This window comes from Bacillus cereus group sp. BfR-BA-01310 (assembly GCF_022664325.1).
Lineage (GTDB): Bacteria > Bacillota > Bacilli > Bacillales > Bacillaceae_G > Bacillus_A > Bacillus_A paramycoides.
The window spans coordinates 540,001-561,133 of sequence record NZ_JAKUHD010000001.1 but is presented as its reverse complement, the minus strand read 5'-3'; the positions used below and the strand labels follow the sequence as shown (position 1 = coordinate 561,133).

The window sequence follows — 21,133 nt, the reverse complement described above, 5'->3', positions numbered from 1 at the left end:
TATAAAACAGAATTTTCAGAAAAAATTCAAAAAAAGTTCAATAAATGTTCAAAAAGTGTTGAGAAATGCACTTGATAAAGTTGAATTATGATCAGGGGATTTGATATATGCAAACGAAAGGGACAAACCCTTTTAGTAAATAAAAAATCAGGCTTACTTCATTTTTATGAAATAAGCCTGTTCCATAGGAGGATGTATATATGTAGAGTGAATAAAAGGTTGGAAAAGGGGGTCCAAATCCTTTTATTCAACCAACTACCTTAATAAATTGGAACCCAACCTTCTGTTGTAACAAAAATACGAATAGCTACAACTTGGCGATCATCTTGCAAGGTAAAATAATGCCTTGCATTTTCAGGAACAGATATAAGATCACCAGGTTCAAGTTCAACATCAAAGAATCGACCATCTTTTCCTTCAATAGCAAAGATGCCATGGCCACTGACAATAAAGCGAACTTCATCGTCAGTATGATGGTGTTCTTTTTGAAAATTAATTAATAACTCGTCAAGGTTAGGTGTGCTACTTGAAAGTGAAATTACATCATGAGCTTTATAACCTCGGCGTTCTGAAACATCAGCAATTTCTTTTGAAAACAATGCTAATATTTCAGCTTTGTTTTCATCTGTTAAGGAGTAAGTTTCTTTTAAATGAGTAGGAAGTTTAGAAATATTCCATTTCTCATATAAAACACCTTCTCCTTGTAGAAAACTTGATACTTCCACTTCATTTTCAATACGAACATTTACTTCATGAATACGAATTTGCGCCATTAGAAACGCCTCCTTGAATTGATAATAGTTTTATATGGAATTGGAATAAAAACTCATAAGCTTCTAATCTTTTCTTTGCATCAAAGCTATCTCGCCCCCATACGGTAATGCCATGGTTTCGAATTAATACTGCTCCTGAATCCCCTTGTATATGTGTTCGGAATTTCTCTCCAAGTGTTGGAATATGAGCATCATTTTCGATAATAGGGATGTTAATCGTTGCACCTTCTTCCCAAATATCAAGAGCTTTAATGATTTCTTGGTTCCGAAGAGACACTGTATCGCTATACAAATTTGTGATGACATTGTTATCAGTTGTATGAACATGAAGGACGCAACCAGCATCCGTGTTATTATAAATATGTGTATGTAATATTGTTTCAGCTGAAGGGCGTAGTTCAGTATCTGAAACAGGAAGTCCTTCGTGATTTACAAGTAAGAAGTCATCTGGAGTTGTTTTGGTTTTGTCTTTCCCACTTGCTGTAATAAGAAAAGTAAGCGGATCATGGCTTACTTTTATAGAAATATTCCCACTTGTTGCTGGAAACCAATTACGAATTGTTAATTCTTTTTTTATCTCGCTTAAGTTATGCCATTGACGGAAAAGCTGTTTCATGATTTCACCTCCAACAAATGTTGTAACTCAGATTGAATATCGTAAAACGTTTCAAATGGTGTATAAGCAATATGATTCTCCTCACATTTCGTAATAAGGAAGTCGCGAGCGAATACTTTATCGGCTTGTTTTGTTGCTTGTAAATCAGTAATGGAATCCCCTATTACAATATGGAAATCATCTGTAGAGCTTAGTTTACGAATCAATGATGATTTACAGAGACCACAACTATGATGACATTGTTCATCACAAGGATGAGGCCATTTCACTTCAACATAATCTCCTGAAAAATCAGTTGCATTACAATAAATTTGATCTTTAGGGACTATTCCTTGTAAGAGTGGATAGACGAAGAAATCCATCCCGCCAGAAATAACATAAAAAGAAATGTTGTTTTTATTTGCAAATTGTATAAATTCTTTAAAGCCAGCACGAATTTCCGATGTTTCTTTTAGATGCTTAATAATGTCGTTGTGTAAAGTGGTAGGTAATAATTTAAATAATTGAGAAACACCTTCTTGAATAGAAAGTTCTTGTGATAAAATTCTTTCTTTTATTCCCTCAGCTTCTGGTGGTGCGAAATGTTCCATGATGGACATGATATTATCATTATTTGTGATCGTACCATCGAAATCACAAAACACTTGAATACTCATAATTTCACCTCATAAGATGGATTTCCCCATATTTGTAGCGCACTTTGCAAATTAATCTCATTTACTTCATGGAGTGGAATGTTTTGCAAAGTAGCTTCAATTGCTGCTCGGAAAGCCTTTCCGCCGCCCTGTGCTCCATTTGGGTGGCCATGTATACCACCACCAGCGTTAATAACAACATCCTTACCAAAATCACGAAGGATAAAGGGAACGAAACCAGGATGAATTCCAGCAGATGGGACAGGAAAGCTTTGTTTGAAAAACGTGTCTTCTTTAGTCAATTTCTTTGTAATAAGAAGAGCTTCTTCTTTTTCTAATGCGACACTACCGTATGGTGATGGGAATAAAGAGAAATCAGCACCAGCGTAACGTAGTAATTTTCCAAGTAGTAATGGAGAAGAGAATCCGTATAGTTTCGATGAAGCGTAAGCGCCACTTACAGCAGGATGTGCCATAATAGGAATTGGAATTTCATCATCTTCTACAAGTGATTGCAGTACATCTAGCCCGTAAGAAAATACATTGAATAAAAGAATGTCTGCTCCAGCTACCACTGCACGTTTCGCATTTTCTTTTAAATCATAAGTTCGTCCTGTTAAATTTACTGCATACAAAGTTTTATGACCGTATGTTTCATATACAGATTGTAATACTTCTTTTCCACATTCGATTCTTTTCGTAAGTGGTGTTAATGAATTTTCAAATAAGATTTCATCATCTTTTACAATATCTATCCCACCAATTGCTTGATCGCGTAGTTGTGTTTTTAAATATCCAATATTACGGCCTATCATCCCTTTAAAAATACTCATTAGAAGAGGGCGATCTTGAACTTGTAACAGGTTTCGAATACCATCAATTCCAAATTTCGGTCCGGGGAACTGTTTTTTTAATTCGTCTGAGAATGTTAAATCTATTAGTTTAATTTCACCATCTAGCGATAGTTTTCCAAACGTTGTTGTCAAAATAGCTGGTAAGTCTGGGCTGAAGTTCAGTGATGGATAATGAATTTTAATAATTCCACGTGTTACCTTTTTAGCAAGATAAGAGTTTATATGTTCTTGTTCGTCTAATTCTTCTATATGAATGACATTCCCTTTATGTTGTTTTAATTGTTCTTGTAATAAGTGTGGTAAATGAGTCCATGAACCAATTGTTAAACCAATTGCAATTTGTTCCGCTTTTCTTTCTAAGTTGTGAGAATCATCATGGATTAAATATGTCGCTATAATTCCGCTCATTGTTATAACCTCCTAGTTAAATAAAAAAACCTCTCAGCTAAGGAGAGGTTTTTTTACAACCAGCTCCTTATCTGTCAGCGTAACGCTGCGAGAATTAGCACCGTGTCTACAATTGTAGATCGGTTGCCGGGCTTCGTCGGGCTCGTCCCTCCACCTGCTCTTGATAAGAAGTATTTAGAAATGTTTAAATTTTTATGATATCTGAATTTTGTCAGATATCTTTTATGTTGTCAATGACTTTTTGAAAATTTTTAATTTATCGATTCGATTAATGGCTTCTTGCAATCGTTCCTCCGTATGTAATAGACCGACACGAACATAACCTTCGCCATGTTCACCGAATCCAACACCAGGGGCAACAGCAACATGGGCCTCTTCAAGTAACATATCAGCAAATTGTTCAGAAGTGAAACCTTCTGGGACAGGAAGCCATGCAAAGAATGATCCTTTTGGAATAGTTACATTCCATCCGATTGAATGACAAGCTTTAATAAGAGCATTTCTTCGAGATTCATAACAATTTACAAGTTCTACCACACAAGACTGCGAGCTTAATAGAGCCTCACGGGCAGCTTCTTGTACAGCTCCAAAAATACTAACATACATATGATCTTGTAATAAGTTAATCGTTTCAATGACACTTTCATTGCCGACAGCAAAAGCGATACGCCATCCGGCCATATTGAAAGTTTTTGATAAAGTGTAGATTTCAATGCCGGTATCTTTGGCGCCGTCTGCTTGCAAGAAACTAACGGGCTTTTTTCCGTCAAATCCGATAGCACCGTATGCAAAATCGTGAATAACTAATATATTATGCTTATTAGCGAAATGAATTGTTTCATCAAAGAATTCTTTTGATGCTACAGCCCCAGTTGGATTATTAGGGTAGTTCAAAAACATTAACTTTGTTTGTTTGGCAATAGAGTCATCTATTTTTGAATAGTCCGGTAAAAAATTATTTTCTGAGACAAGTGGCATTATTTCAAAGTGTGCTTTGGCTAAAGAAACACCAGATAAATAATCTGGATACCCTGGATCTGGAACGAGAATAGTATCACCAGGGTTTGTAAAACAAAGTGGTAATTCAACGAGTCCAGCTTTTCCGCCAAATAAAATAGCGACTTCGGTAGCGGGATTTACTGTCACTCCGTATTCACGTTCATAAAACGTGGCAACGGCTTCTTTTAAGCTTTCATGTCCGCGAAATGGCGGATATTTATGATGAAGGGTCTTTTCTGCCGCATCTTGTAAAGCCTTTACGATATGCGACGGTGTTGGTTGATCTGGATTTCCTTGACCTAGATTAATAACATCGTGATCAGCTGCAACGACTTTGTTAACTTTTGCAACAAGTGAAGCGAAAAATTGTGTCGGCAATGATGTTACTACCTCGGAAGGTTGAAAATTTTTCATACTTTCCACCTCTTTTGAAAGTTGTTACAATTCTAGTGACAAATGATATAATCTTTCCAGTATTTTGTAAAGAAAAAAATAATGAATGGGGCTGACAAAATGAAAGTCGCATGTATTCAAATGGATATCGCATTTGGGGATGTGGAAAAGAATATTGAAAATACAAAAAAACAAATAAGCGAAGCTATGAAAGAGCAGCCGGATGTTATTGTACTGCCAGAACTATGGACAACAGGTTATGATTTAACGAGGCTTTCTGAGATTGCGGATAGGAATGGATTGGAAACGAAAGATATGTTGAAAGAATGGTCAAAACAATATGGTGTACATATTGTTGGTGGTTCTATAGCAAAGCAAACGAAGCAAGGTGTTACAAATACGATGTATGTTGTAAATCGCGAAGGGCAGCTAGTAAATGAATACAGTAAAGTGCATTTATTTCAGCTTATGGATGAACATAAGTATTTAATCGCTGGTAATGGGACAGGTGAATTTACGCTAGATGATGTAGAGTGCGCGGGAGCAATTTGCTATGACATTCGTTTTCCAGAGTGGATGCGTGTTCATACTGCTAAAGGCGCAAAAGTTTTATTTGTTGTAGCAGAGTGGCCGTTAGCCCGTTTAGCACATTGGCGCTTGCTTTTGCAAGCGAGAGCAGTTGAAAACCAGTGTTATGTTGTGGCGTGTAATAGAGCAGGAAAAGATCCGAATAATGAGTTTGCAGGTCATTCTTTAATTGTGGATCCTTGGGGTGAAGTTGTTGTAGAGGCAAGTGAAGAGGAAACTATTTTATTTGGAGAGCTTAAACTCGAGAAAATTAAAGAAGTACGTAAAGGAATTCCAGTGTTCGCTGATCGCCGTCCAGAATTATACAAATAAAATGTTGACAAGTGATTTTTATTCTTGGTATAGTCTTCATCATAAAGTTGAAAATTCAAAAAAATACAACTCTTATCAAGAGCAGGTGGAGGGATTTGGCCCGATGAAGCCCAGCAACCGACCGTAATACCATTGTGAAATGGGGCGTTTATTACGCCAAAAAGGCACGGTGCTAATTCCAGCAGAAAGTAAACTTTCTGGCAGATAAGAGGGGAGAAGATAAACTTCAAACCTCTTTCTTTGTGGAAAGAGGTTTTTCTTATGTTGAAAAACCTCTGAATTAAAAGGAGGAGAAGACGGTGGGATATTATTCATTAACAGAAGAAACAGCTGTGCAATACGCAAAAGAACATGGCTATTTTGAAAAGAAAGCAACTGTAGTCTGCCATGAAATTGGGGATGGCAATTTAAATTACGTCTTCAAATTAGATGATGGAGAGAAGACGATTATAATAAAACAAGCACTTCCATATGCAAAAGTAGTTGGTGAGAGTTGGCCACTGTCTATAAAAAGAGCGACAATTGAAAGTAAAGCACTGCAAATTTTTGCGAAGTATGTACCGGAATACGTTCCGGAAGTATACAGTCATGATGAGAAGCTGGCAGTAACAGTAATAGAAGATTTATCAAGGTTGACAATTACAAGAAAAGGATTAATAGACGGAGAAGAGTATCCGCTTTTATCCCAGCATATCGGTCGTTTTCTAGCGCATGTTTTATTTTATACTTCAGATTTCGGCTTACGCTCAGAAGAGAAAAGAGTGTTGGATGGCACATTTGTTAATCCTGATCTTTGTAAAATTACAGAAGATTTAGTGTTTACAGATCCATTTGGTCATTATGATACGAATGATTATGAGCCAGATTTGAAACTAGTAGTTGATGAACTTTGGAGTGACAAAACTTTAAAATTAAAAGTAGCGCAGCATAAATATAAGTTCTTAACGAGAAAAGAAGCGCTCATTCATGGGGATTTACATACTGGTAGTATTTTTTCATCACCTGCTGAAACGAAAGTAATTGATCCAGAGTTCGCAACTTATGGCCCGTTTGGATTTGATTTAGGTCAATTTATTGCAAATTTATTGTTAAATGCGTTATCGCGAGAAGAGGAAAAAAGAAATGTGTTGTTTTTCCATATAGAGAAGACATGGAGTTATTTTGTAGAAGCTTTTACGAAGTTATGGATTGGAGAAGGTGTAGAAGCATATACGAAAGAAAAGCAATGGTTACCAATTATTTTGCAAAACATTTTTAGTGATGCTGTTGGATTTGCCGGATGTGAACTTATTCGTAGAACAATTGGCTTAGCGCATGTAGCTGATTTAGATGAAATAGCAGATAAAGAAAGAAGAATCCAAGCTAAGAAACAAGCACTTTACTTAGGAAAAGAACTATTAAAATATGAATCAAAGAGCGCAGATATTCAACTGTTTCGAACATTATTTCAACATACAGTTTTAGGAGGCATAAAGGCATGAGTACAATTATTACTGTTCCGAGATCTGTAAGTTGGAAAGGCGATGCCATTGCGGTATTAAATCAAACCAAACTACCGCATGTCACTGAATACAAAACATTAACGACTATTGAAGAGGTATGGAAAAGCATCATTATGTTAGAAGTACGCGGAGCACCTGCAATTGGAATTGTAGCTGCGTTTGGTTTGGCACTTGCGGCAAAGAAATACAATGCACCAAATATCGATGAATTTCAAAAGAAATTTAATAGAGATTGTAATTATTTAGGGACATCACGTCCGACGGCAGTGAATTTATTTTGGGCAATTGATCGTATGAGAGAATCTATTCGAGAGATTGCTACAATAAAAGAAGCACAAAAAATATTAGAAGACGAAGCGCTTCGCATTCAGCAAGAGGATGAAGAGGTGTGCCGAAGTATTGGAGAACATGGTTTAACATGTTTTAAAGACGGTAATAAAATTTTAACAATTTGTAATGCAGGGAGTATTGCAACTGCTAGATATGGTACCGCATTAGCACCGTTTTATATTGGGAAAGAGAAAGGTGTGCATTTACATGCGTATGCGTGTGAAACGAGACCAGTGTTACAAGGTGGTCGTTTAACGACATGGGAATTAGAGCAAGCAAACATTAATGTAACGCTTATTACGGATAATACGGCAGCTCATGCAATTCGAACGAAAGAAATTAATGCAATTATCGTAGGGGCAGATCGAATCGTTGAAAATGGTGATACTGCTAATAAAATAGGAACATTAAATTTAGCTATACTAGCAAAGTATTTCGGTATCCCATTCTATGTTGCAGCCCCGTTATCTACATTTGATATTACGAAACAAACAGGTGCTGAAATTGTCATTGAAGAAAGAGACGAAACAGAAGTTACGAAAATTTTAGGAAAACAAGTGGCGCCAATAGGTACTTCTGTATTTAACCCTGCATTTGACGTAACACCACATGAATTAATTACAGGTATTATTACTGAGAAGGGTATTTTAAGAGGGAATTATAAAGATGAAATTACGTCATTATTTAAAAAAACAAGCTAATTAATGATAGCTTGTTTTTTTATGCCTAAAGTTTTCTGTTTCCCTTATTTATGTAATGAAGGGAGGAGAGAAGGATGGAAGAGTGGATCTCGATGATAGGTAATGTGGGGTTTCCGATTGTTGTAACATTATATTTACTACATCGTATTGAAAGTAAATTAGATGGAGTAATTGTTGCAATTGAAAAACTCCCGCAACAATTACTAAAGTATGAAGATCCTCGCGATAGAAAATAGAAGAAAGTTTGCTCTTTGTGAGCAAACTTTCTCCCGCTATGTGCGGGAGAATAATCAGTGAGGATGGACAAAATCCTCACTGATTAAATTTTCACGTTATTTCTCTTATTGAGCAGTATAACCACCGTCGATAACGACAGCTTGACCAGTTATACCTTTTGCTTTTTCACCAGCTAAAAATATAGCATAATCAGCAATTTCTTGTACTTGTAACAATCTTTTCTGTGGTACGAGTGGATAAATGACAGCTTCTAAAACATTTTCAAGTGGTACATTCCGTGTAGTTGCTAAGTCTTGTAGTTGATTGCGTACAAGGGGGGTATCAACATATCCAGGACAAAGAGCATTTACAGTAATTCCATGAGTTGCTCCCTCTAAAGCAGCCACTTTTGTTAATCCAATTACTCCGTGTTTCGCACTATTATAAGCAGCTTTTCCAGCAAATCCGATAAGGCCGTTAATAGAAGCAATATTAATAATTCGCCCATATTTTTGGTTCTTCATAATAGGAAAGGCATGCTTAATTGCGATAAACGGAGCAATCTGCATAATTTTAATAAGAAGTTCGAACTTATCCGTTGGAAAATCTTCAATTGGTGAGACATGTTGCATTCCGGCGTTATTAATTAATATATCTAATGAACCGAAATGAGTAACTGTTTGAGAAATTGCTGCTGCAATTTCTTCTTCGGAGGTAACGTCACATTTTAAACCGATAGCTTGAAAACCTTCTTTTTGCAATTGTTCAGCAGCTTCTTTTGCACGATCTTCAAGGCGATCACTAATGACAACTTTTGCACCTTCTTTTGCGAAAGCATTTCCCATTTCATAACCAATACCGCTCGCAGCACCTGTTAAAAAAATAACTCGATTTGTAACCATGATGAAAAACACTCCTTCATAATAAAGTGAAATTTAAATCAGTGGAGGGCATCCCTCACTGATTATTAGCCCACAAATAGCGGGCTAATAGTTCTCTTATTGCTCTATTTAGAGAAGCGATAATGAAATTCCTGCAAACATTTGGAAATAATGTCGTTAGCTATCTTGCTTTGCAAAATAGCCTCTGCTATACTATTTTGTAAAGCAAGGTACTTACGCTTATCTATCTTGTAAAACAAGATAGTGGGAGGATTTGAATTATGTCGACAAGTCAAATGCTAAAAGGGATTTTAGAAGGTTGCCTCCTTGCTATTATTTCTGAAGGTGAAATATATGGTTATGAAATGAGTGAAAAACTAGCGAAATATGGTTTCACAATGGCAAGTGAGGGTAGTATTTATCCGTTATTAATACGAATGCAAAAGGAAGGATTAATAACAAGTGTAATGAAGGAATCTCCATCTGGCCCAAAGCGAAAATATTATACATTAACAGAAAAAGGCGAAGAAGCACTAGATGAATTTATGGATCGCTGGGAAGCAATGCAAAGTAGTGTAGAGCGTCTACTGGAAGGGAAGAGGAGTAGAAAATAATGCTATCAAATGAAGCACGCAAGTTTTTATTAGATATGAGATTATTTTTGATTGCAAAGGTTTTACTTATGTATGGTAGTTTATATGGATTAATGAGATGGTATATAAAAATTGAAGAGAAAAAAGTGTGAATTAGGTGTTTAATAAGAAAAAGGCTGCTTTAGATATGCAAAAAAATATTTCCAAAGAAATATTATATTGGGATTTTTAGAGGGGTTACGTTTACTTTTAGTTCTATATTTTTATTTCTGGCAGCCGGCATTTGCTTTGTTGATGTGAATATGATGTTTTAAACAGTAACAATATTGTTACTGTTTTTTTCTGTGTAATAAAGGACTTTGTAAAGAAAGAGCTTTTTGCTCATTTGTTAATAATGAATTGATATGAACTTGATCAGGGCGGGGGACTATAGGATACATAAGGTTGGATGGAGAAGGATGATGTTCAGAACCTGTTGGAGAATGGGGATCAGCGTGCGTAAGTTTTCCATGAATCCGCCTTGTAAATAAAATATGACCAATTTCGTGAGCGAGGGTGTATATATTTTTTATTGGAGCAGCTGAGTTTGTTAAAACGATATAGCCAGTGAGTTGCTGTTGCTTCGCTAAAGAGTAAGCGCAGGCAATTACTGCCGTTTCTTTGAAATAATCACTAGCGATGTAGCAAATGTACAAATCACAATTTGGGGATTCGGAAATACAAGTGTTAAAAAAAGATGATAATTTCGGTTGGCTTTGAATAGAGTTTTTATAACTAATTTCTCCATTCGTAAAGCGGAATAACTCGTTTAATACAATTACATCTTTAATTTGAAATGTAATGGGATACCATATTGATTCTGCGACAGCTAAATCTTTTGCGATACGTTCGTCTGAAATATCAGCTCCTGGGGTAATGCAAATACATATATTTAAATATTGATCCATCGAAAACACCTCAAATGGAAAAAATTCTTCCTATAATATATGTTAGGAAAAAGTGGTAGGTATGGATAAAAACCCTAGTTGTCATTACTTCTATTTTTGGAGGCGTATAACCGTTTTTGTTGAAATATATATAATATAAGTCGAAAAATTTTCATAGTTCTATAACGTAGTATGGTCATCTTTTTGATATAGTAAAGAAAAGGGGGAGTATATATGTATACATTAAAAATTGTTTCAGACAGAGAAGCTCTTTATCAATTTGCGAGCTATGTAAGAGTTGTGCAAGGGGTTGAAGATGTATATGTAGAGGTGGGAGAACCTTTATATGAACATCCATTAATGAAATTTCATGTACATATTACAATTGAAGAAAAATATGACCAATATAAAGCGCTACAAGAAATAGCTAGATTAGTAGAATTGGGGCGTTTTACATATGTCCATTATCGTAATGAGGAAATTGAAGAGGCTTTTGAAACTGTAAAATACGAAAGTCTTAGAAAATAAAGGTAAAAAAGGAAGCGAAAGCTTCCTTTTTTAATTGAAAATTACATCAACAAAGGGAAGAGAATTTTGTTATGATAAGGAAGGGTGAGGAAAGGAGAGTTTGCATATTGGGGTATATTGAAGAGTTACGCAAAGTAGTTGGTACGAGACCACTTATTCTAGTAGGATCAGCAATTATTATATTAAATGATAATCAAGAAGTATTGCTTCAATATCGTTCAGATACATATGATTGGGGTGTACCTGGTGGGGCGATGGAACTAGGTGAAACGACAGAAGAAACTGCTCGTAGAGAATTATTCGAGGAGACGGGGCTAAGTGCGAAAATAATGCAATTTCTTGGTGTTCTTTCAGGAAAGGAAGTTTATTTCCGTTATCCAAATGGAGATGAAATTTTTAATGTAATTCATCTTTATCAGGCGCATCATGTAAGTGGAGAATTAAGGCTGGATCATGAAGGGCTGCAGCTTCAATATTTTCCGGTAGATAAGTTACCGAAATTGAATGAAACGACAGAGAAGATTTTACAAAAATTTTTATACGCATTAACAGAATAGAAGGTTAATTCCTTCTATTTTTATTATATTAAATATTTTGATTTTTTAGTATGTTTATAGTATGATAATGGTAGACATACATCTTATGGAAATCCATCTAAAAACTTATTAGGGTACATAAGAGAGGGGCAAGTACAAAATGCATAATGTTGTCATTACAGCTGCAGTTCGTTCACCAATTGGAACTTTTGGAGGAGCACTAAAAAATATAACACCAGTAGAATTAGCTGTTCCTGTACTTCAGGAAGCTGTAAAAAGAGGCGGAGTGGAGCCACATGAAGTTGATGAAGTAATTTTAGGTCATTGTATTCAAAGAACTGATGAAGCAAATACGGCAAGAACGGCTGCATTAGCGGCAGGATTTCCTGACACAGTTACTGGTTATACGATTCAACGTCAATGTTCTTCAGGTATGCAAGCGATTATGTCCGCTGCAATGCAAATCCAATTAGGTGTAAGTGATATTGTTGTTGCAGGTGGAGTAGAAGCGATGAGTTCGAGCCCTTATGCATTAAAACAACACCGCTGGGGACAACGTCTACAGCACGGAGAAATTCGTGATACGGTGTGGGAAGTTTTAGAAGATCCGATTCATCATATTATGATGGGGGAAACAGCGGAAAACTTAGTTGAACAATATGAAATTACAAGAGAGGAACAAGATGAAGTTGCGCTTCGTAGTCATACATTGGCGCTGCAAGCGATTGAGTCTGGATATTTTGACGATCAAATTGTTCCTATTACGATAAAAGAACGTAGAAAAGAAGTTGTATTTGCAAAGGATGAACATCCACGTACAGATATTACAGCTGAAAAATTAGCAGGATTAAAACCAGCTTTCCGTAAAGATGGATCAGTAACTGCAGGGAATGCATCTGGTCTTAATGATGGAAGTGCAGTTCTAGTATTAATGAGTGAAGAAAAAGCGAAGGAAAAAGGCTTACAGCCATTAGCTAAAATTGTTGGATATTCAGTAGCTGGAGTAGATCCGAAAATTATGGGGATTGGACCGGCACCAGCAATTCGCAAAGGATTAGAAAAAGTAGAGTGGTCATTAGAAGACGCTGATTTACTTGAAATTAATGAAGCTTTCGCTGCACAATATTTAGCTGTAGAGAAAGAATTAGGTTTAGATCGTGAGAAAGTGAATGTAAACGGTAGTGGTGTAGGACTTGGACATCCAATCGGTTGTACAGGAGCTCGTATTACGGTAAGTTTAATTCACGAATTAAAACGACGTGGATTAGAAAAAGGTATTGCCTCTCTATGCGTTGGAGGCGGTATTGGAGTAGCATTATTTATAGAAGCGCTATAAAAAAGAGGCAGCGATTGCTGCCTCTTTTTTATGACTCAAATAAATGATGAAATAATCGATCGCGATTTTCAAAGAAAAGTTTCGTCGTTTGGTAATGCTCCGTTTCTTCTAATGTCGATTCGTGAATCCCTTCTTGAGTTAAAGAGTATATAGTAGATTCGGGATAAGCCATTAAAATAGGAGAATGAGTCGCAATAACAAATTGTGAACCTTGTTCAGCTAGTTCATGCATACGAATAAGCATTGAAAGTTGTCTCATTGGGGATAAAGCTGCCTCAGGCTCATCTAAAATGTATAAACCTTGCCCTGAAAAACGATTCATAAATAATGAGAAGAATGATTCTCCATGGGATTGTTCGTGTAGTGAAATACCACCATAAGAATTAATAACTTTTTCCCCAAGTCCTTCTGAATCGTTATCCATTTCATCAATGTAAGAAGCGACGTTATAAAATGATTCGGCACGTAGAAAGAATCCGTCTTTTGGTGTGTTGAAACTTTTTGAAATTCGAATGTATTCATGTAAAGGTGAATGTGAATCATACGTGTTAAAACGGAAGTTCTTCGTTCCTCCTTCTGCATTAAAACCTAGAGAAACTGCAATTCCTTCGAGTAATGTTGATTTACCAGTTCCGTTTTCTCCAATAATGAATGTTACATTCGGATGGAAAACGAGTGATTGTAATGTTCGAATGGCCGGTAAACAGTATGGATATGCGGAAAAACTAGGGATATTTTCTTTTTGTAATGAGACACTTTTTAAAAAGGGTGTTTCGATCAATGTACAAACCTCAATTCATAAGGGATTTTGTTTCTAAAAAAGCAGCGAATACAAGTGTAAGACAGCTTGCTAATAATATCGTATATTGAAGTGCGCCAAAACCGAGACCTTCCCATCCGAAAGTCATTCTCTTCAATATAAAAATGAAAAGAACGCTCATAAAGCCAACTAGAGCAGGCGTATATTTTATAATGTTAAAGTTCTTCCATAGAAAAAATCCTATGTATGTACTTATTAAAAGAATAGCAAGAATAAGAGAAAAGAAAAGTGTTAACGACACATGAACCTCTCCTCATTTTCTGAATATTTCATGTGATTATAACATTTAAACTATCATATTCCAATGTGAAAATAAATATTGCATAGAGATTGTTCATGTCGTTATGATAGAATGTATTCTATTGAAAATATGAAAAGGAGTTAAAACATGCCGTTTACATTTGCACATCCAGCAGCTGTTCTCCCTTTCGCTAAGAAACATTCTAGCTATATTTCAGTGACGGCTCTTATATTAGGTAGTATGGCACCTGATTTTGAATATTTTTTACATTTTAGGCCATACGGTATTATTGGACATACATGGTCTGGGTTTTTATATTTGAATTTACCACTTGTTATTTTATTAGCATATGCATATCATCGTATTTTAAAAGGACCATTTATAACACATTTACCCAAGCCTTTTGCTAGTTATTATAAATATGTAGTAGATGAGAAGTGGGGGCTTTATACATGGAAAGATCTTTTTGTATTTTGCTATTCTGCTCTATTCGGTATGGTGACGCATGTAGTTTGGGATGCGTTTACCCATAAGACAGGCTATTTTGTTGTGAAAATGCCGTTGTTACAGCAAGGATTACATGGTATTCCGATTTATAAATATATGCAGCATGGGAGTACATGCTTTGGTCTACTATTACTAATATATGTACTATGGAAATATAGGAGAGAAACGGATAAAGATACTAGTCTAGCTTCGGAAAAAAGGAAATATTGGGCTTCATCAATCGTTGTGGCAGCCATTATATTTATCGTTCACGCGTTATTAGACCCCTATTTTCATATTTTCCAAATAGGAGGTATAATAGTAGCTGGACTGACAAGTTCGTTTTGTGGACTTCTCATTGTTTCTATAGTTTACAAAACAAGGGACTAATTAATGTATTTTAATGAATGATAGTGTTAGGAGAAATTAAATGATGAAAGCATGGAAAAGTATTTTTGTTTTATGTAGTTTTCTTCTTATGTTAAGTGGTTGCTTCCATCAAGAAGAAAAGAAAGCAGAACCTAAAAAGAAAGAATCTATTCCAGAAACAAAAGAGTATGGTGGGCGTGAGCTTAAAAAAGTAGGGCAAAAGGTGAAAGAAAAAGGATGGGGGACTTTTGAATTAGAACAGATCAATTCTGTGAATCAAACATTTGAAGTGGCCCCAATGAAAATTCACGTACAAGACGTTAAAGTAATCTTATTATCACAAATGAGCAAAGATGCAAAAAATACATTAAAAGTGTATACTGCATTAACTCCTGAAGAAGTAAAGCGTAGATTGGGAGATAAAGTTAGTCAAGAAGATGCTGAATTATACGCATCGTTAAGTGGAACAGAGATTAGTGATACGATTCGTTATGTTGAAATTACATATAAGGTAGAAAATAGTGGAGATAAAAATATGCAATTTTTCTCTATGAATGATGTTACAATAAATGACAAACAACATTTTAATGTAGCGACTCAAAACTTTTTATACGATGAAGATACCCTCGTTGGTACAAAGAGTGTATCAAGGGAAGATTATAAGCCTGGTGAGACACGAGAAGGAATTATCGGTCTAATACTCGATGATGGAAAAGAAAAGGTAAAGGATATTAAGTTTACGACAGATGATTTAGCAGCAGGAGATACAAATGAAACTGTTAAAGAACCGCAAACTTTTAATATTTCACTTTCTAAATAAGATATCTTAATAATAATGTAAGAAAAAACAGTCAGCATTCAAAATTATGCTGACTGTTTTTTTAGTTCTTTAACGTATGACTCTACATTTTGAAAAGGCACTTTAATTTTAAAAGCATCTTTTTGTTCATTAAATTGTTTTTCATTATAAGGACCGAATCGTTTATTGTGTTTTACATCGATAATCCAATAATGTTCACTTTTTTTATTTGTTATTGCTGAATCAGGATTATTTGGATCTGATTTTTCCTCAATTTGTTTTGCGATAATATATTTATCATCCCAAGCAATCTCTGTAATTTTTGCAGGGATATACTGTGTTGCATATACAGCATCCTGTGTGGGGAAAAGTTCAAATGCATCTCCAGAAGTATGCATGAGTTCGTATTCATCGTTAATCGTATAGGTTAAATGATTTGTATTGCCTGCACAACCTGTTAATAAGAATGCGGCAAATAGGATTATCCATCTTTTCAATATGGGAACCTCCTTTACAATGCTGTTGTAACACATTGTACAAGAAAAGTAAGAGAAACGCTAGTTTACAATGTTTTTTAGAAGTGGTACGATGAAACGGGTAAAGAAGGATATGAAGGAGTCGACACAGAATGAAGTTAAAGATGCATCGTCCAGCGCTTGTAATGAATCGCATAGGTGCTTCCCTTATTGACATGTTTTTAATCTCGGTTACGTACGGTGCAGTAGTAGCTATTATCACCGGAAACTATAGTGCTATTTTTAATCGTTTTAATATAAGTTTAGGTGACTATAGGTATGACCTCACACTTGTTTTCGTATTAATGGCAATCAATTTTATTGTGTTACCTTTTCTTTGGAACGGTTCTACACTTGGTAAAAAGGTAACAAGAACAAAAATAATCTCATTAACGAGTGAAAAACTAACGTTACAAACATTAATAATACGATTTTTTGTATTATTATTACCAGGCATATTATTACTTGGAATTCCATTAATATGCAATGTATATATGATGTTATTCCGCAAAGATAATTGTGGCTTCCATGATTTAATTGCAAAGACGAAAGTGATGAGTCTTGTATAAGCGATATGTAAATTATGTATTCTATTAAAAATAATAGTAATAAAGAGGGGGGAATCAGCGTTTCTCTCCCTATTGATTATAAGCCATACCAATCGTGTTTTTACGAGCAGCGAGACTCCCATTTAATTTAGATGGGAGTCTTATTTAAATTTTGTAAAAATAATCATTTACCTCTTATTATTTTACAAAATTCGATAAATGGAATTGATATAATGGAATTTATATAGGGCGGATATCTCCTATATAGTACCCTCCATATTGCTGAAGGATGTTTAAAGAAGCGAGTAGCTAATTCAAACATCCTATTTTTTGTTTAATAGATTGAAAATTAAGAAAATGATATAATGAATGCACATAATATTGTTATATAACAAAGGGGGAAGTTAGAATGACGGGAGGTAGCTTGATTTTTTGGGGAATTCTTATTTTTATCGGTTTAATTTTTGATCAATATAATAGTAAGAAAAAAGAAGGAGTAAAAAAGTAAACGTTTACAATTTATAGTGTTAACTTTTCCTGCTTGCAGACCAATCTAATAAAGGAGTATACTGAATGACGGTAAGACTTATAGAAGGGGTAATGAAAATGAAGCTTGCAGGAAAGGTTGCCATTGTAACTGGTGGTGGCATCGGTATTGGACGTAGTACAGCTCTTTTGTTGGCTAAGCAAGGCGCAAAAGTAATTGTGACGGACATTGATCAAGAAAGTGGACAAGCAACAGCGGATGAAATTACGAATCTAGGCGGAGAGGCACTTTTTGTCTCCTATGATATGGAAAAGCAAGGAGATTGGCAACGAGTTATCAGTTTTGCAATGGAGGCATACAGTCGTGTTGATATGCTTTTTCAAAATGCTGGTCTATATAAAATAGATTCTATTTTTTCCCGTCAACAAGAGAACGATTCCAATGTACTTTGTATTAATGACGTTTGGATAGAGATAAAACAATTAACGTCATCTTTTATGAAACAGCAAGAAGAAGTGGTGCTCAGTGACTTACCGGTTTTCGGTATTATTAGCACGAAAGGACAATCATTTCATACAATAGAAGCCCTAGTATAATAATGGAAAACCGCCCTCAGCATATATGTGGACGGTTTTTTTGTATGTTATATATTAAGAATTTACTTTTTAACGAATACGTTGTTCGGTTTGACTATCAAAGAAATGTGCTTTGTTTATATCAAATGCAAGTTTAATTTGGTCACCAGGTGAAAAAGTATGTCTTGCATCAACACGTGCTGCGAAATCTTGACTTCCAAGTTTCATATATAAAATGGATTCAGCACCTAACAACTCTGCAACTTCAATTTTTGTTGTAAAAGTAGTAGTTTGTGAAGCTTCTAAAAATAATAGTTCATCATGAATATCTTCTGGACGAATACCTAAAACAATTTCTTTGTTTACATAGCCTTGTTCGCGTAATAACTTCATTTTTCCTTCAGATACTTTAATCTTTAGTGCATTTTCTATAACGAAATCGGTTTCAGTTAATTTTCCACGGAAGAAATTCATTGCTGGTGAGCCGATAAATCCACCAACGAAAATATTTTCAGGTGTTTCATATACTTCTTTTGGAGTTCCGATTTGTTGGATTTTTCCGTCTTTCATAACAACAAGACGTGAAGCCATTGTCATTGCTTCTGTTTGATCATGTGTTACATAAATTGTTGTCGTTCCAAGGCGGTGGTGTAATTTGGAAATTTCTGAACGCATTGCAACACGTAGTTTTGCGTCTAAGTTTGATAATGGTTCATCCATTAAGAAAACTTTTGCGTCTCGAACAATTGCTCGACCTAATGCAACACGTTGGCGTTGTCCACCAGATAAAGCTTTTGGTTTTCTATTTAAATATTCTTCAAGCCCTAAAATTTGAGCGGCATCTTTCACCCGACGGTCGATTTCATCTTTCGGTATTTTTCGAAGTTTTAATCCAAATGCCATATTATCATATACACTCATATGTGGATAAAGAGCGTAGTTTTGGAAGACCATTGCGATATCTCGATCTTTTGGAGGAACATCGTTCATTAGCTTACCATCAATTGAAAATTCTCCCTTTGAAATATCTTCAAGGCCAGCCACCATTCGTAGTGTTGTAGATTTTCCGCAGCCAGAAGGACCAACGAATACGATAAATTCTTTATCTTGAATGTGTAAATTAAAATCTGTTACGGCTGTTACGTTATTATCATATATTTTATAAATGTTTTCTAATTTCAGTTCTGCCATGATATTTCCCCCTAGAAATTTATGCAAACGTTTTCTTTGAATTCATTATAAACGAATAGATTCAAAAAAGAAATAAAAACACTAGAAAAAAATAAAACGTTTTCATTCTTCTTATGAATATATAATAAGTTCCGTATGTTTTCTTAAAAAAAGAAAATAAACATTGTAAGCGCTATTTTAAATTTGGATAGAATCTGTTATCATTCAGTAATGAAAACGTTTGCGCCTTAAAAAAGAAAAAGAATTTATAGTATAGATGAAATGGGGTAGCATAATGGAAAAGCAATGGTGGAAAGAAAGTGTAGTATATCAAATTTATCCTCGTAGTTTTATGGATAGTAACGGTGATGGTATAGGTGATCTTCGTGGAATTCTTTCGAAGCTAGATTACTTAAAAGAATTAGGTATTGATGTAATTTGGTTATCACCAGTCTATGAATCTCCAAACGATGATAACGGTTATGATATAAGTGATTATTGTAAAATCATGCATGAGTTTGGATCAATGGGAGATTGGGATGAACTATTGCATGAAATGCATAAACGCAATATGAAACTTATGATGGACTTAGTTGTTAATCATACTTCAGATGAACATAATTGGTTTATTGAATCACGTAAATCGAAAGATAATGAATATAGAGATTACTATATATGGCGTCCTGGAAAAGACGGGAAAGAGCCGAATAACTGGGGAGCAGCTTTTAGTGGATCTGCATGGCAGTATGATGAAATGACAGATGAATATTATTTACATCTGTTTTCTAAAAAACAGCCAGATTTAAATTGGGATAATGAAAAGGTAAGACAAGATGTTTATGAAATGATGAAGTTTTGGTTAGAAAAAGGAATTGATGGATTCCGTATGGATGTTATTAATTTTATTTCTAAAGAAGAAGGCTTACCAGCCGTTGAAACTGACGAAGAAGGATATGTTTCAGGTCATAAGCATTTTATGAACGGTCCGAACATTCATAAATATTTGCATGAAATGAATGAAGAGGTATTGTCTCATTATGATATTATGACAGTTGGTGAAATGCCGGGAGTAACGACAGAAGAGGCCAAATTGTATACAGGAGAAGACCGGGACGAATTGCAAATGGTATTCCAATTTGAACATATGGATTTAGATTCTGGAGAAGGCGGGAAATGGGATGTAAAACCATGTTCACTCCTTACATTGAAACAAAATTTAACAAAATGGCAAAAAGCATTAGAACAAACGGGATGGAATAGTCTTTATTGGAATAATCATGATCAGCCGCGCGTTGTATCTCGTTTTGGTAATGATGGGGTTTATCGTACTGAATCAGCGAAAATGTTAGCGACAGTACTTCATATGATGAAGGGAACACCGTATATTTATCAAGGGGAAGAAATCGGAATGACCAATGTTCGATTTGAATCAATTGATGAATATCGAGATATTGAAACACTAAATATGTATAAAGAAAAAGTTATAGAGCGTGGCGAAGATAAAGATAAAGTGATGCAATCTATTTATATAAAGGGCCGAGATAACGCTAGAACTCCAATGCAGTGGGATGATAGAGAACATGCTGGATTCACAACGGGTGAGCCTTGGATTGCGGTAAATCCTAATTACAAAGAGATTAATGTGAAACAAGCGATGCGAGACGAAGAATCAATTTTTTATTACTATAAAAAGTTAATTGAGTTACGCAAAAACAATGAAATAGTAGTGTATGGAGCATATGATTTAATACTAGAAAATAACCCGTCTATTTTTGCTTATGTAAGAACGTATGGAGAAGAAAGACTTCTTGTTATTGCAAACTTCACTGCGGATGAATGTGTATTTGAATTGCCTGAGGACATCATTTATAGCGAATCAGAGTTATTAATACACAATTACGACGTGGAAAGCGGATTGATAGATAACATTACATTACGTCCATATGAAGCAATGGTGTATAAATTAAAATAAGAAAAAGCCTTATGCCCGAGCGGC

At 35.1% G+C, this 21,133-nt stretch carries 26 protein-coding genes, 1 pseudogene and 2 riboswitches; of the genes and pseudogenes, 16 read left to right on the top strand and 11 right to left on the bottom strand.

Translation table 11 applies throughout. The features are described 5' to 3' along the window. Positions 1-260 precede the first annotated feature (260 nt). The 5 genes from MR109_RS02830 to MR109_RS02810 form a co-directional block, all read right to left on the bottom strand. Positions 261-773 (bottom strand): 1,2-dihydroxy-3-keto-5-methylthiopentene dioxygenase, encoded by a 513-nt coding sequence (locus tag MR109_RS02830; RefSeq protein WP_071718759.1) that lies wholly within the window; start codon positions 771-773, stop codon positions 261-263. Next, complete coding sequence (locus MR109_RS02825) at positions 751-1,389, bottom strand: methylthioribulose 1-phosphate dehydratase (RefSeq protein WP_048374079.1); 639 nt, start codon at positions 1,387-1,389, stop codon at positions 751-753. The genes MR109_RS02830 and MR109_RS02825 overlap by 23 nt, the downstream gene beginning before the upstream one ends. Continuing rightward, positions 1,386-2,045 carry a 2-hydroxy-3-keto-5-methylthiopentenyl-1-phosphate phosphatase gene (locus tag MR109_RS02820; protein ID WP_242270915.1) on the bottom strand — a complete coding sequence of 220 codons (660 nt, stop codon included), beginning with the start codon at positions 2,043-2,045 and terminating at the stop codon, positions 1,386-1,388. The genes MR109_RS02825 and MR109_RS02820 overlap by 4 nt, the downstream gene beginning before the upstream one ends. Further along, entirely contained in the window at positions 2,042-3,286 is a 1,245-nt protein-coding gene (gene mtnW, locus MR109_RS02815; RefSeq protein ID WP_071718761.1) for a 2,3-diketo-5-methylthiopentyl-1-phosphate enolase, read from the bottom strand. The genes MR109_RS02820 and mtnW overlap by 4 nt, the downstream gene beginning before the upstream one ends. A gap of 64 nt (positions 3,287-3,350) precedes the next feature. Further along, positions 3,351-3,456: riboswitch (SAM riboswitch) on the bottom strand. 52 nt (positions 3,457-3,508) lie between these two features. Then, complete coding sequence (locus tag MR109_RS02810; RefSeq protein WP_242270906.1) at positions 3,509-4,699, bottom strand: pyridoxal phosphate-dependent aminotransferase; 1,191 nt, start codon at positions 4,697-4,699, stop codon at positions 3,509-3,511. Positions 4,700-4,798: 99 nt separating this feature from the next. On the opposite strand from MR109_RS02810, the gene MR109_RS02805 reads away from it, so the two are divergent. From MR109_RS02805 to MR109_RS02790, 4 genes are all read left to right on the top strand, one after another. Further along, the gene (locus MR109_RS02805) at positions 4,799-5,578 is read left to right on the top strand and encodes a carbon-nitrogen family hydrolase (RefSeq protein WP_242270904.1); all 780 of its coding nucleotides are present in this window, start codon (positions 4,799-4,801) and stop codon (positions 5,576-5,578) included. Positions 5,579-5,647: 69 nt separating this feature from the next. After that, positions 5,648-5,789: riboswitch (SAM riboswitch) on the top strand. Between the two features lie 88 nt (positions 5,790-5,877). Continuing rightward, positions 5,878-7,059 (top strand): S-methyl-5-thioribose kinase, encoded by a 1,182-nt coding sequence (gene mtnK, locus MR109_RS02800; protein WP_242270902.1) that lies wholly within the window; start codon positions 5,878-5,880, stop codon positions 7,057-7,059. Then, positions 7,056-8,111, top strand: coding sequence for an S-methyl-5-thioribose-1-phosphate isomerase (gene mtnA, locus MR109_RS02795; RefSeq protein WP_242270900.1), 1,056 nt, complete (start codon positions 7,056-7,058; stop codon positions 8,109-8,111). Before mtnK ends, mtnA begins: the two co-directional genes overlap by 4 nt. 74 nt (positions 8,112-8,185) lie before the next feature. Next, positions 8,186-8,347, top strand: coding sequence for a YvrJ family protein (locus MR109_RS02790; protein WP_002173267.1), 162 nt, complete (start codon positions 8,186-8,188; stop codon positions 8,345-8,347). Positions 8,348-8,452: 105 nt separating this feature from the next. On the opposite strand, the gene MR109_RS02785 is transcribed toward MR109_RS02790, so the two are convergent. Further along, positions 8,453-9,229 carry a 3-hydroxybutyrate dehydrogenase gene (locus MR109_RS02785; RefSeq protein ID WP_242270898.1) on the bottom strand — a complete coding sequence of 259 codons (777 nt, stop codon included), beginning with the start codon at positions 9,227-9,229 and terminating at the stop codon, positions 8,453-8,455. 260 nt (positions 9,230-9,489) lie between these two features. Here MR109_RS02785 and MR109_RS02780 point away from each other — a divergent pair, with 260 nt between their 5' ends. From MR109_RS02780 to MR109_RS02775, 3 genes and pseudogenes are all read left to right on the top strand, one after another. Beyond that, entirely contained in the window at positions 9,490-9,822 is a 333-nt protein-coding gene (locus MR109_RS02780) for a PadR family transcriptional regulator (protein ID WP_048374071.1), read from the top strand. Further along, entirely contained in the window at positions 9,822-9,953 is a 132-nt protein-coding gene (locus MR109_RS30015) for a hypothetical protein (protein ID WP_277930956.1), read from the top strand. Before MR109_RS02780 ends, MR109_RS30015 begins: the two co-directional genes overlap by 1 nt. A 33-nt stretch (positions 9,954-9,986) precedes the next feature. Continuing rightward, positions 9,987-10,115, top strand: a pseudogene (locus tag MR109_RS02775) (DNA-binding protein); the annotation flags it as partial. Positions 10,116-10,130: 15 nt separating this feature from the next. On the opposite strand, the gene MR109_RS02770 reads toward MR109_RS02775, so the two are convergent. Then, complete coding sequence (locus MR109_RS02770) at positions 10,131-10,748, bottom strand: ImmA/IrrE family metallo-endopeptidase (RefSeq protein ID WP_098303921.1); 618 nt, start codon at positions 10,746-10,748, stop codon at positions 10,131-10,133. 213 nt (positions 10,749-10,961) lie between these two features. Between MR109_RS02770 and MR109_RS02765 the strand changes: the two genes are divergently transcribed. The 3 genes from MR109_RS02765 (at position 10,962) to MR109_RS02755 (ending at position 13,127) form a co-directional block, all read left to right on the top strand. Then, positions 10,962-11,255, top strand: coding sequence for a DUF3928 family protein (locus MR109_RS02765; RefSeq protein ID WP_002173261.1), 294 nt, complete (start codon positions 10,962-10,964; stop codon positions 11,253-11,255). A 107-nt stretch (positions 11,256-11,362) separates the two neighbouring features. Further along, positions 11,363-11,812: an NUDIX hydrolase gene (locus MR109_RS02760; protein ID WP_002173260.1), complete on the top strand. Its 450-nt coding sequence runs from the start codon at positions 11,363-11,365 to the stop codon at positions 11,810-11,812. 139 nt (positions 11,813-11,951) lie between these two features. Next, positions 11,952-13,127, top strand: a complete 1,176-nt coding sequence (locus MR109_RS02755) for an acetyl-CoA C-acetyltransferase (RefSeq protein ID WP_178939020.1) — start codon at positions 11,952-11,954, stop codon at positions 13,125-13,127. A 28-nt stretch (positions 13,128-13,155) separates the two neighbouring features. Here MR109_RS02755 and MR109_RS02750 read toward each other — a convergent pair whose 3' ends face one another. Together MR109_RS02750 and MR109_RS02745 are read right to left on the bottom strand one after the other, a co-directional pair. Beyond that, positions 13,156-13,908 (bottom strand): AAA family ATPase, encoded by a 753-nt coding sequence (locus MR109_RS02750; protein ID WP_025150400.1) that lies wholly within the window; start codon positions 13,906-13,908, stop codon positions 13,156-13,158. Between the two features lie 10 nt (positions 13,909-13,918). After that, positions 13,919-14,188, bottom strand: a complete 270-nt coding sequence (locus tag MR109_RS02745; RefSeq protein WP_242270896.1) for a hypothetical protein — start codon at positions 14,186-14,188, stop codon at positions 13,919-13,921. Between the two features lie 147 nt (positions 14,189-14,335). On the opposite strand from MR109_RS02745, the gene MR109_RS02740 reads away from it, so the two are divergent. Further along, on the top strand, positions 14,336-15,064 hold the full coding sequence (locus MR109_RS02740) for a DUF4184 family protein (RefSeq protein WP_098303924.1): 729 nt from the start codon (positions 14,336-14,338) through the stop codon (positions 15,062-15,064). A gap of 40 nt (positions 15,065-15,104) precedes the next feature. Further along, a complete protein-coding gene (locus MR109_RS02735; RefSeq protein WP_242270895.1) occupies positions 15,105-15,863 on the top strand; it encodes a hypothetical protein in 759 nt (252 codons plus the stop codon). Positions 15,864-15,907: 44 nt separating this feature from the next. Here MR109_RS02735 and MR109_RS02730 read toward each other — a convergent pair whose 3' ends face one another. Continuing rightward, positions 15,908-16,339, bottom strand: coding sequence for a DUF3997 domain-containing protein (locus MR109_RS02730; protein ID WP_048374066.1), 432 nt, complete (start codon positions 16,337-16,339; stop codon positions 15,908-15,910). 131 nt (positions 16,340-16,470) lie between these two features. Between MR109_RS02730 and MR109_RS02725 the strand changes: the two genes are divergently transcribed. The 3 genes from MR109_RS02725 (at position 16,471) to MR109_RS02715 (ending at position 17,988) form a co-directional block, all read left to right on the top strand. Next, positions 16,471-16,926, top strand: a complete 456-nt coding sequence (locus MR109_RS02725; RefSeq protein WP_002173253.1) for an RDD family protein — start codon at positions 16,471-16,473, stop codon at positions 16,924-16,926. Between the two features lie 388 nt (positions 16,927-17,314). Further along, positions 17,315-17,413 (top strand): hypothetical protein, encoded by a 99-nt coding sequence (locus MR109_RS02720; RefSeq protein ID WP_002173252.1) that lies wholly within the window; start codon positions 17,315-17,317, stop codon positions 17,411-17,413. A gap of 65 nt (positions 17,414-17,478) precedes the next feature. Continuing rightward, the gene (locus MR109_RS02715; RefSeq protein ID WP_048374065.1) at positions 17,479-17,988 is read left to right on the top strand and encodes an SDR family NAD(P)-dependent oxidoreductase; all 510 of its coding nucleotides are present in this window, start codon (positions 17,479-17,481) and stop codon (positions 17,986-17,988) included. Between the two features lie 69 nt (positions 17,989-18,057). Here MR109_RS02715 and MR109_RS02710 read toward each other — a convergent pair whose 3' ends face one another. Beyond that, positions 18,058-19,158: an ABC transporter ATP-binding protein gene (locus tag MR109_RS02710; protein WP_242270894.1), complete on the bottom strand. Its 1,101-nt coding sequence runs from the start codon at positions 19,156-19,158 to the stop codon at positions 18,058-18,060. Between the two features lie 274 nt (positions 19,159-19,432). On the opposite strand from MR109_RS02710, the gene MR109_RS02705 reads away from it, so the two are divergent. After that, on the top strand, positions 19,433-21,109 hold the full coding sequence (locus tag MR109_RS02705) for a glycoside hydrolase family 13 protein (RefSeq protein ID WP_002173249.1): 1,677 nt from the start codon (positions 19,433-19,435) through the stop codon (positions 21,107-21,109). Positions 21,110-21,133 lie beyond the last annotated feature (24 nt).

Excerpts from the sequence above, each read along its gene's own strand:
- MR109_RS02830 (WP_071718759.1), bottom strand. The coding sequence starts at position 773 with ATGGCGCAAATTCGTATTCATGAAGTAAATGTTCGTATTGAAAATGAA.
- MR109_RS02825 (WP_048374079.1), bottom strand. The coding sequence starts at position 1,389 with ATGAAACAGCTTTTCCGTCAATGGCATAACTTAAGCGAGATAAAAAAA.
- MR109_RS02820 (WP_242270915.1), bottom strand. The coding sequence starts at position 2,045 with ATGAGTATTCAAGTGTTTTGTGATTTCGATGGTACGATCACAAATAAT.
- mtnW (WP_071718761.1), bottom strand. The coding sequence starts at position 3,286 with ATGAGCGGAATTATAGCGACATATTTAATCCATGATGATTCTCACAAC.
- MR109_RS02810 (WP_242270906.1), bottom strand. The coding sequence starts at position 4,699 with ATGAAAAATTTTCAACCTTCCGAGGTAGTAACATCATTGCCGACACAA.
- MR109_RS02805 (WP_242270904.1), top strand. The coding sequence starts at position 4,799 with ATGAAAGTCGCATGTATTCAAATGGATATCGCATTTGGGGATGTGGAA.
- mtnA (WP_242270900.1), top strand. The coding sequence starts at position 7,056 with ATGAGTACAATTATTACTGTTCCGAGATCTGTAAGTTGGAAAGGCGAT.
- MR109_RS02790 (WP_002173267.1), top strand. The coding sequence starts at position 8,186 with ATGGAAGAGTGGATCTCGATGATAGGTAATGTGGGGTTTCCGATTGTT.
- MR109_RS02785 (WP_242270898.1), bottom strand. The coding sequence starts at position 9,229 with ATGGTTACAAATCGAGTTATTTTTTTAACAGGTGCTGCGAGCGGTATT.
- MR109_RS02780 (WP_048374071.1), top strand. The coding sequence starts at position 9,490 with ATGTCGACAAGTCAAATGCTAAAAGGGATTTTAGAAGGTTGCCTCCTT.
- MR109_RS30015 (WP_277930956.1), top strand. The coding sequence starts at position 9,822 with ATGCTATCAAATGAAGCACGCAAGTTTTTATTAGATATGAGATTATTT.
- MR109_RS02770 (WP_098303921.1), bottom strand. The coding sequence starts at position 10,748 with ATGGATCAATATTTAAATATATGTATTTGCATTACCCCAGGAGCTGAT.
- MR109_RS02765 (WP_002173261.1), top strand. The coding sequence starts at position 10,962 with ATGTATACATTAAAAATTGTTTCAGACAGAGAAGCTCTTTATCAATTT.
- MR109_RS02755 (WP_178939020.1), top strand. The coding sequence starts at position 11,952 with ATGCATAATGTTGTCATTACAGCTGCAGTTCGTTCACCAATTGGAACT.
- MR109_RS02740 (WP_098303924.1), top strand. The coding sequence starts at position 14,336 with ATGCCGTTTACATTTGCACATCCAGCAGCTGTTCTCCCTTTCGCTAAG.
- MR109_RS02735 (WP_242270895.1), top strand. The coding sequence starts at position 15,105 with ATGATGAAAGCATGGAAAAGTATTTTTGTTTTATGTAGTTTTCTTCTT.
- MR109_RS02725 (WP_002173253.1), top strand. The coding sequence starts at position 16,471 with ATGAAGTTAAAGATGCATCGTCCAGCGCTTGTAATGAATCGCATAGGT.
- MR109_RS02720 (WP_002173252.1), top strand. The coding sequence starts at position 17,315 with ATGACGGGAGGTAGCTTGATTTTTTGGGGAATTCTTATTTTTATCGGT.
- MR109_RS02715 (WP_048374065.1), top strand. The coding sequence starts at position 17,479 with ATGACGGTAAGACTTATAGAAGGGGTAATGAAAATGAAGCTTGCAGGA.
- MR109_RS02710 (WP_242270894.1), bottom strand. The coding sequence starts at position 19,158 with ATGGCAGAACTGAAATTAGAAAACATTTATAAAATATATGATAATAAC.
- MR109_RS02705 (WP_002173249.1), top strand. The coding sequence starts at position 19,433 with ATGGAAAAGCAATGGTGGAAAGAAAGTGTAGTATATCAAATTTATCCT.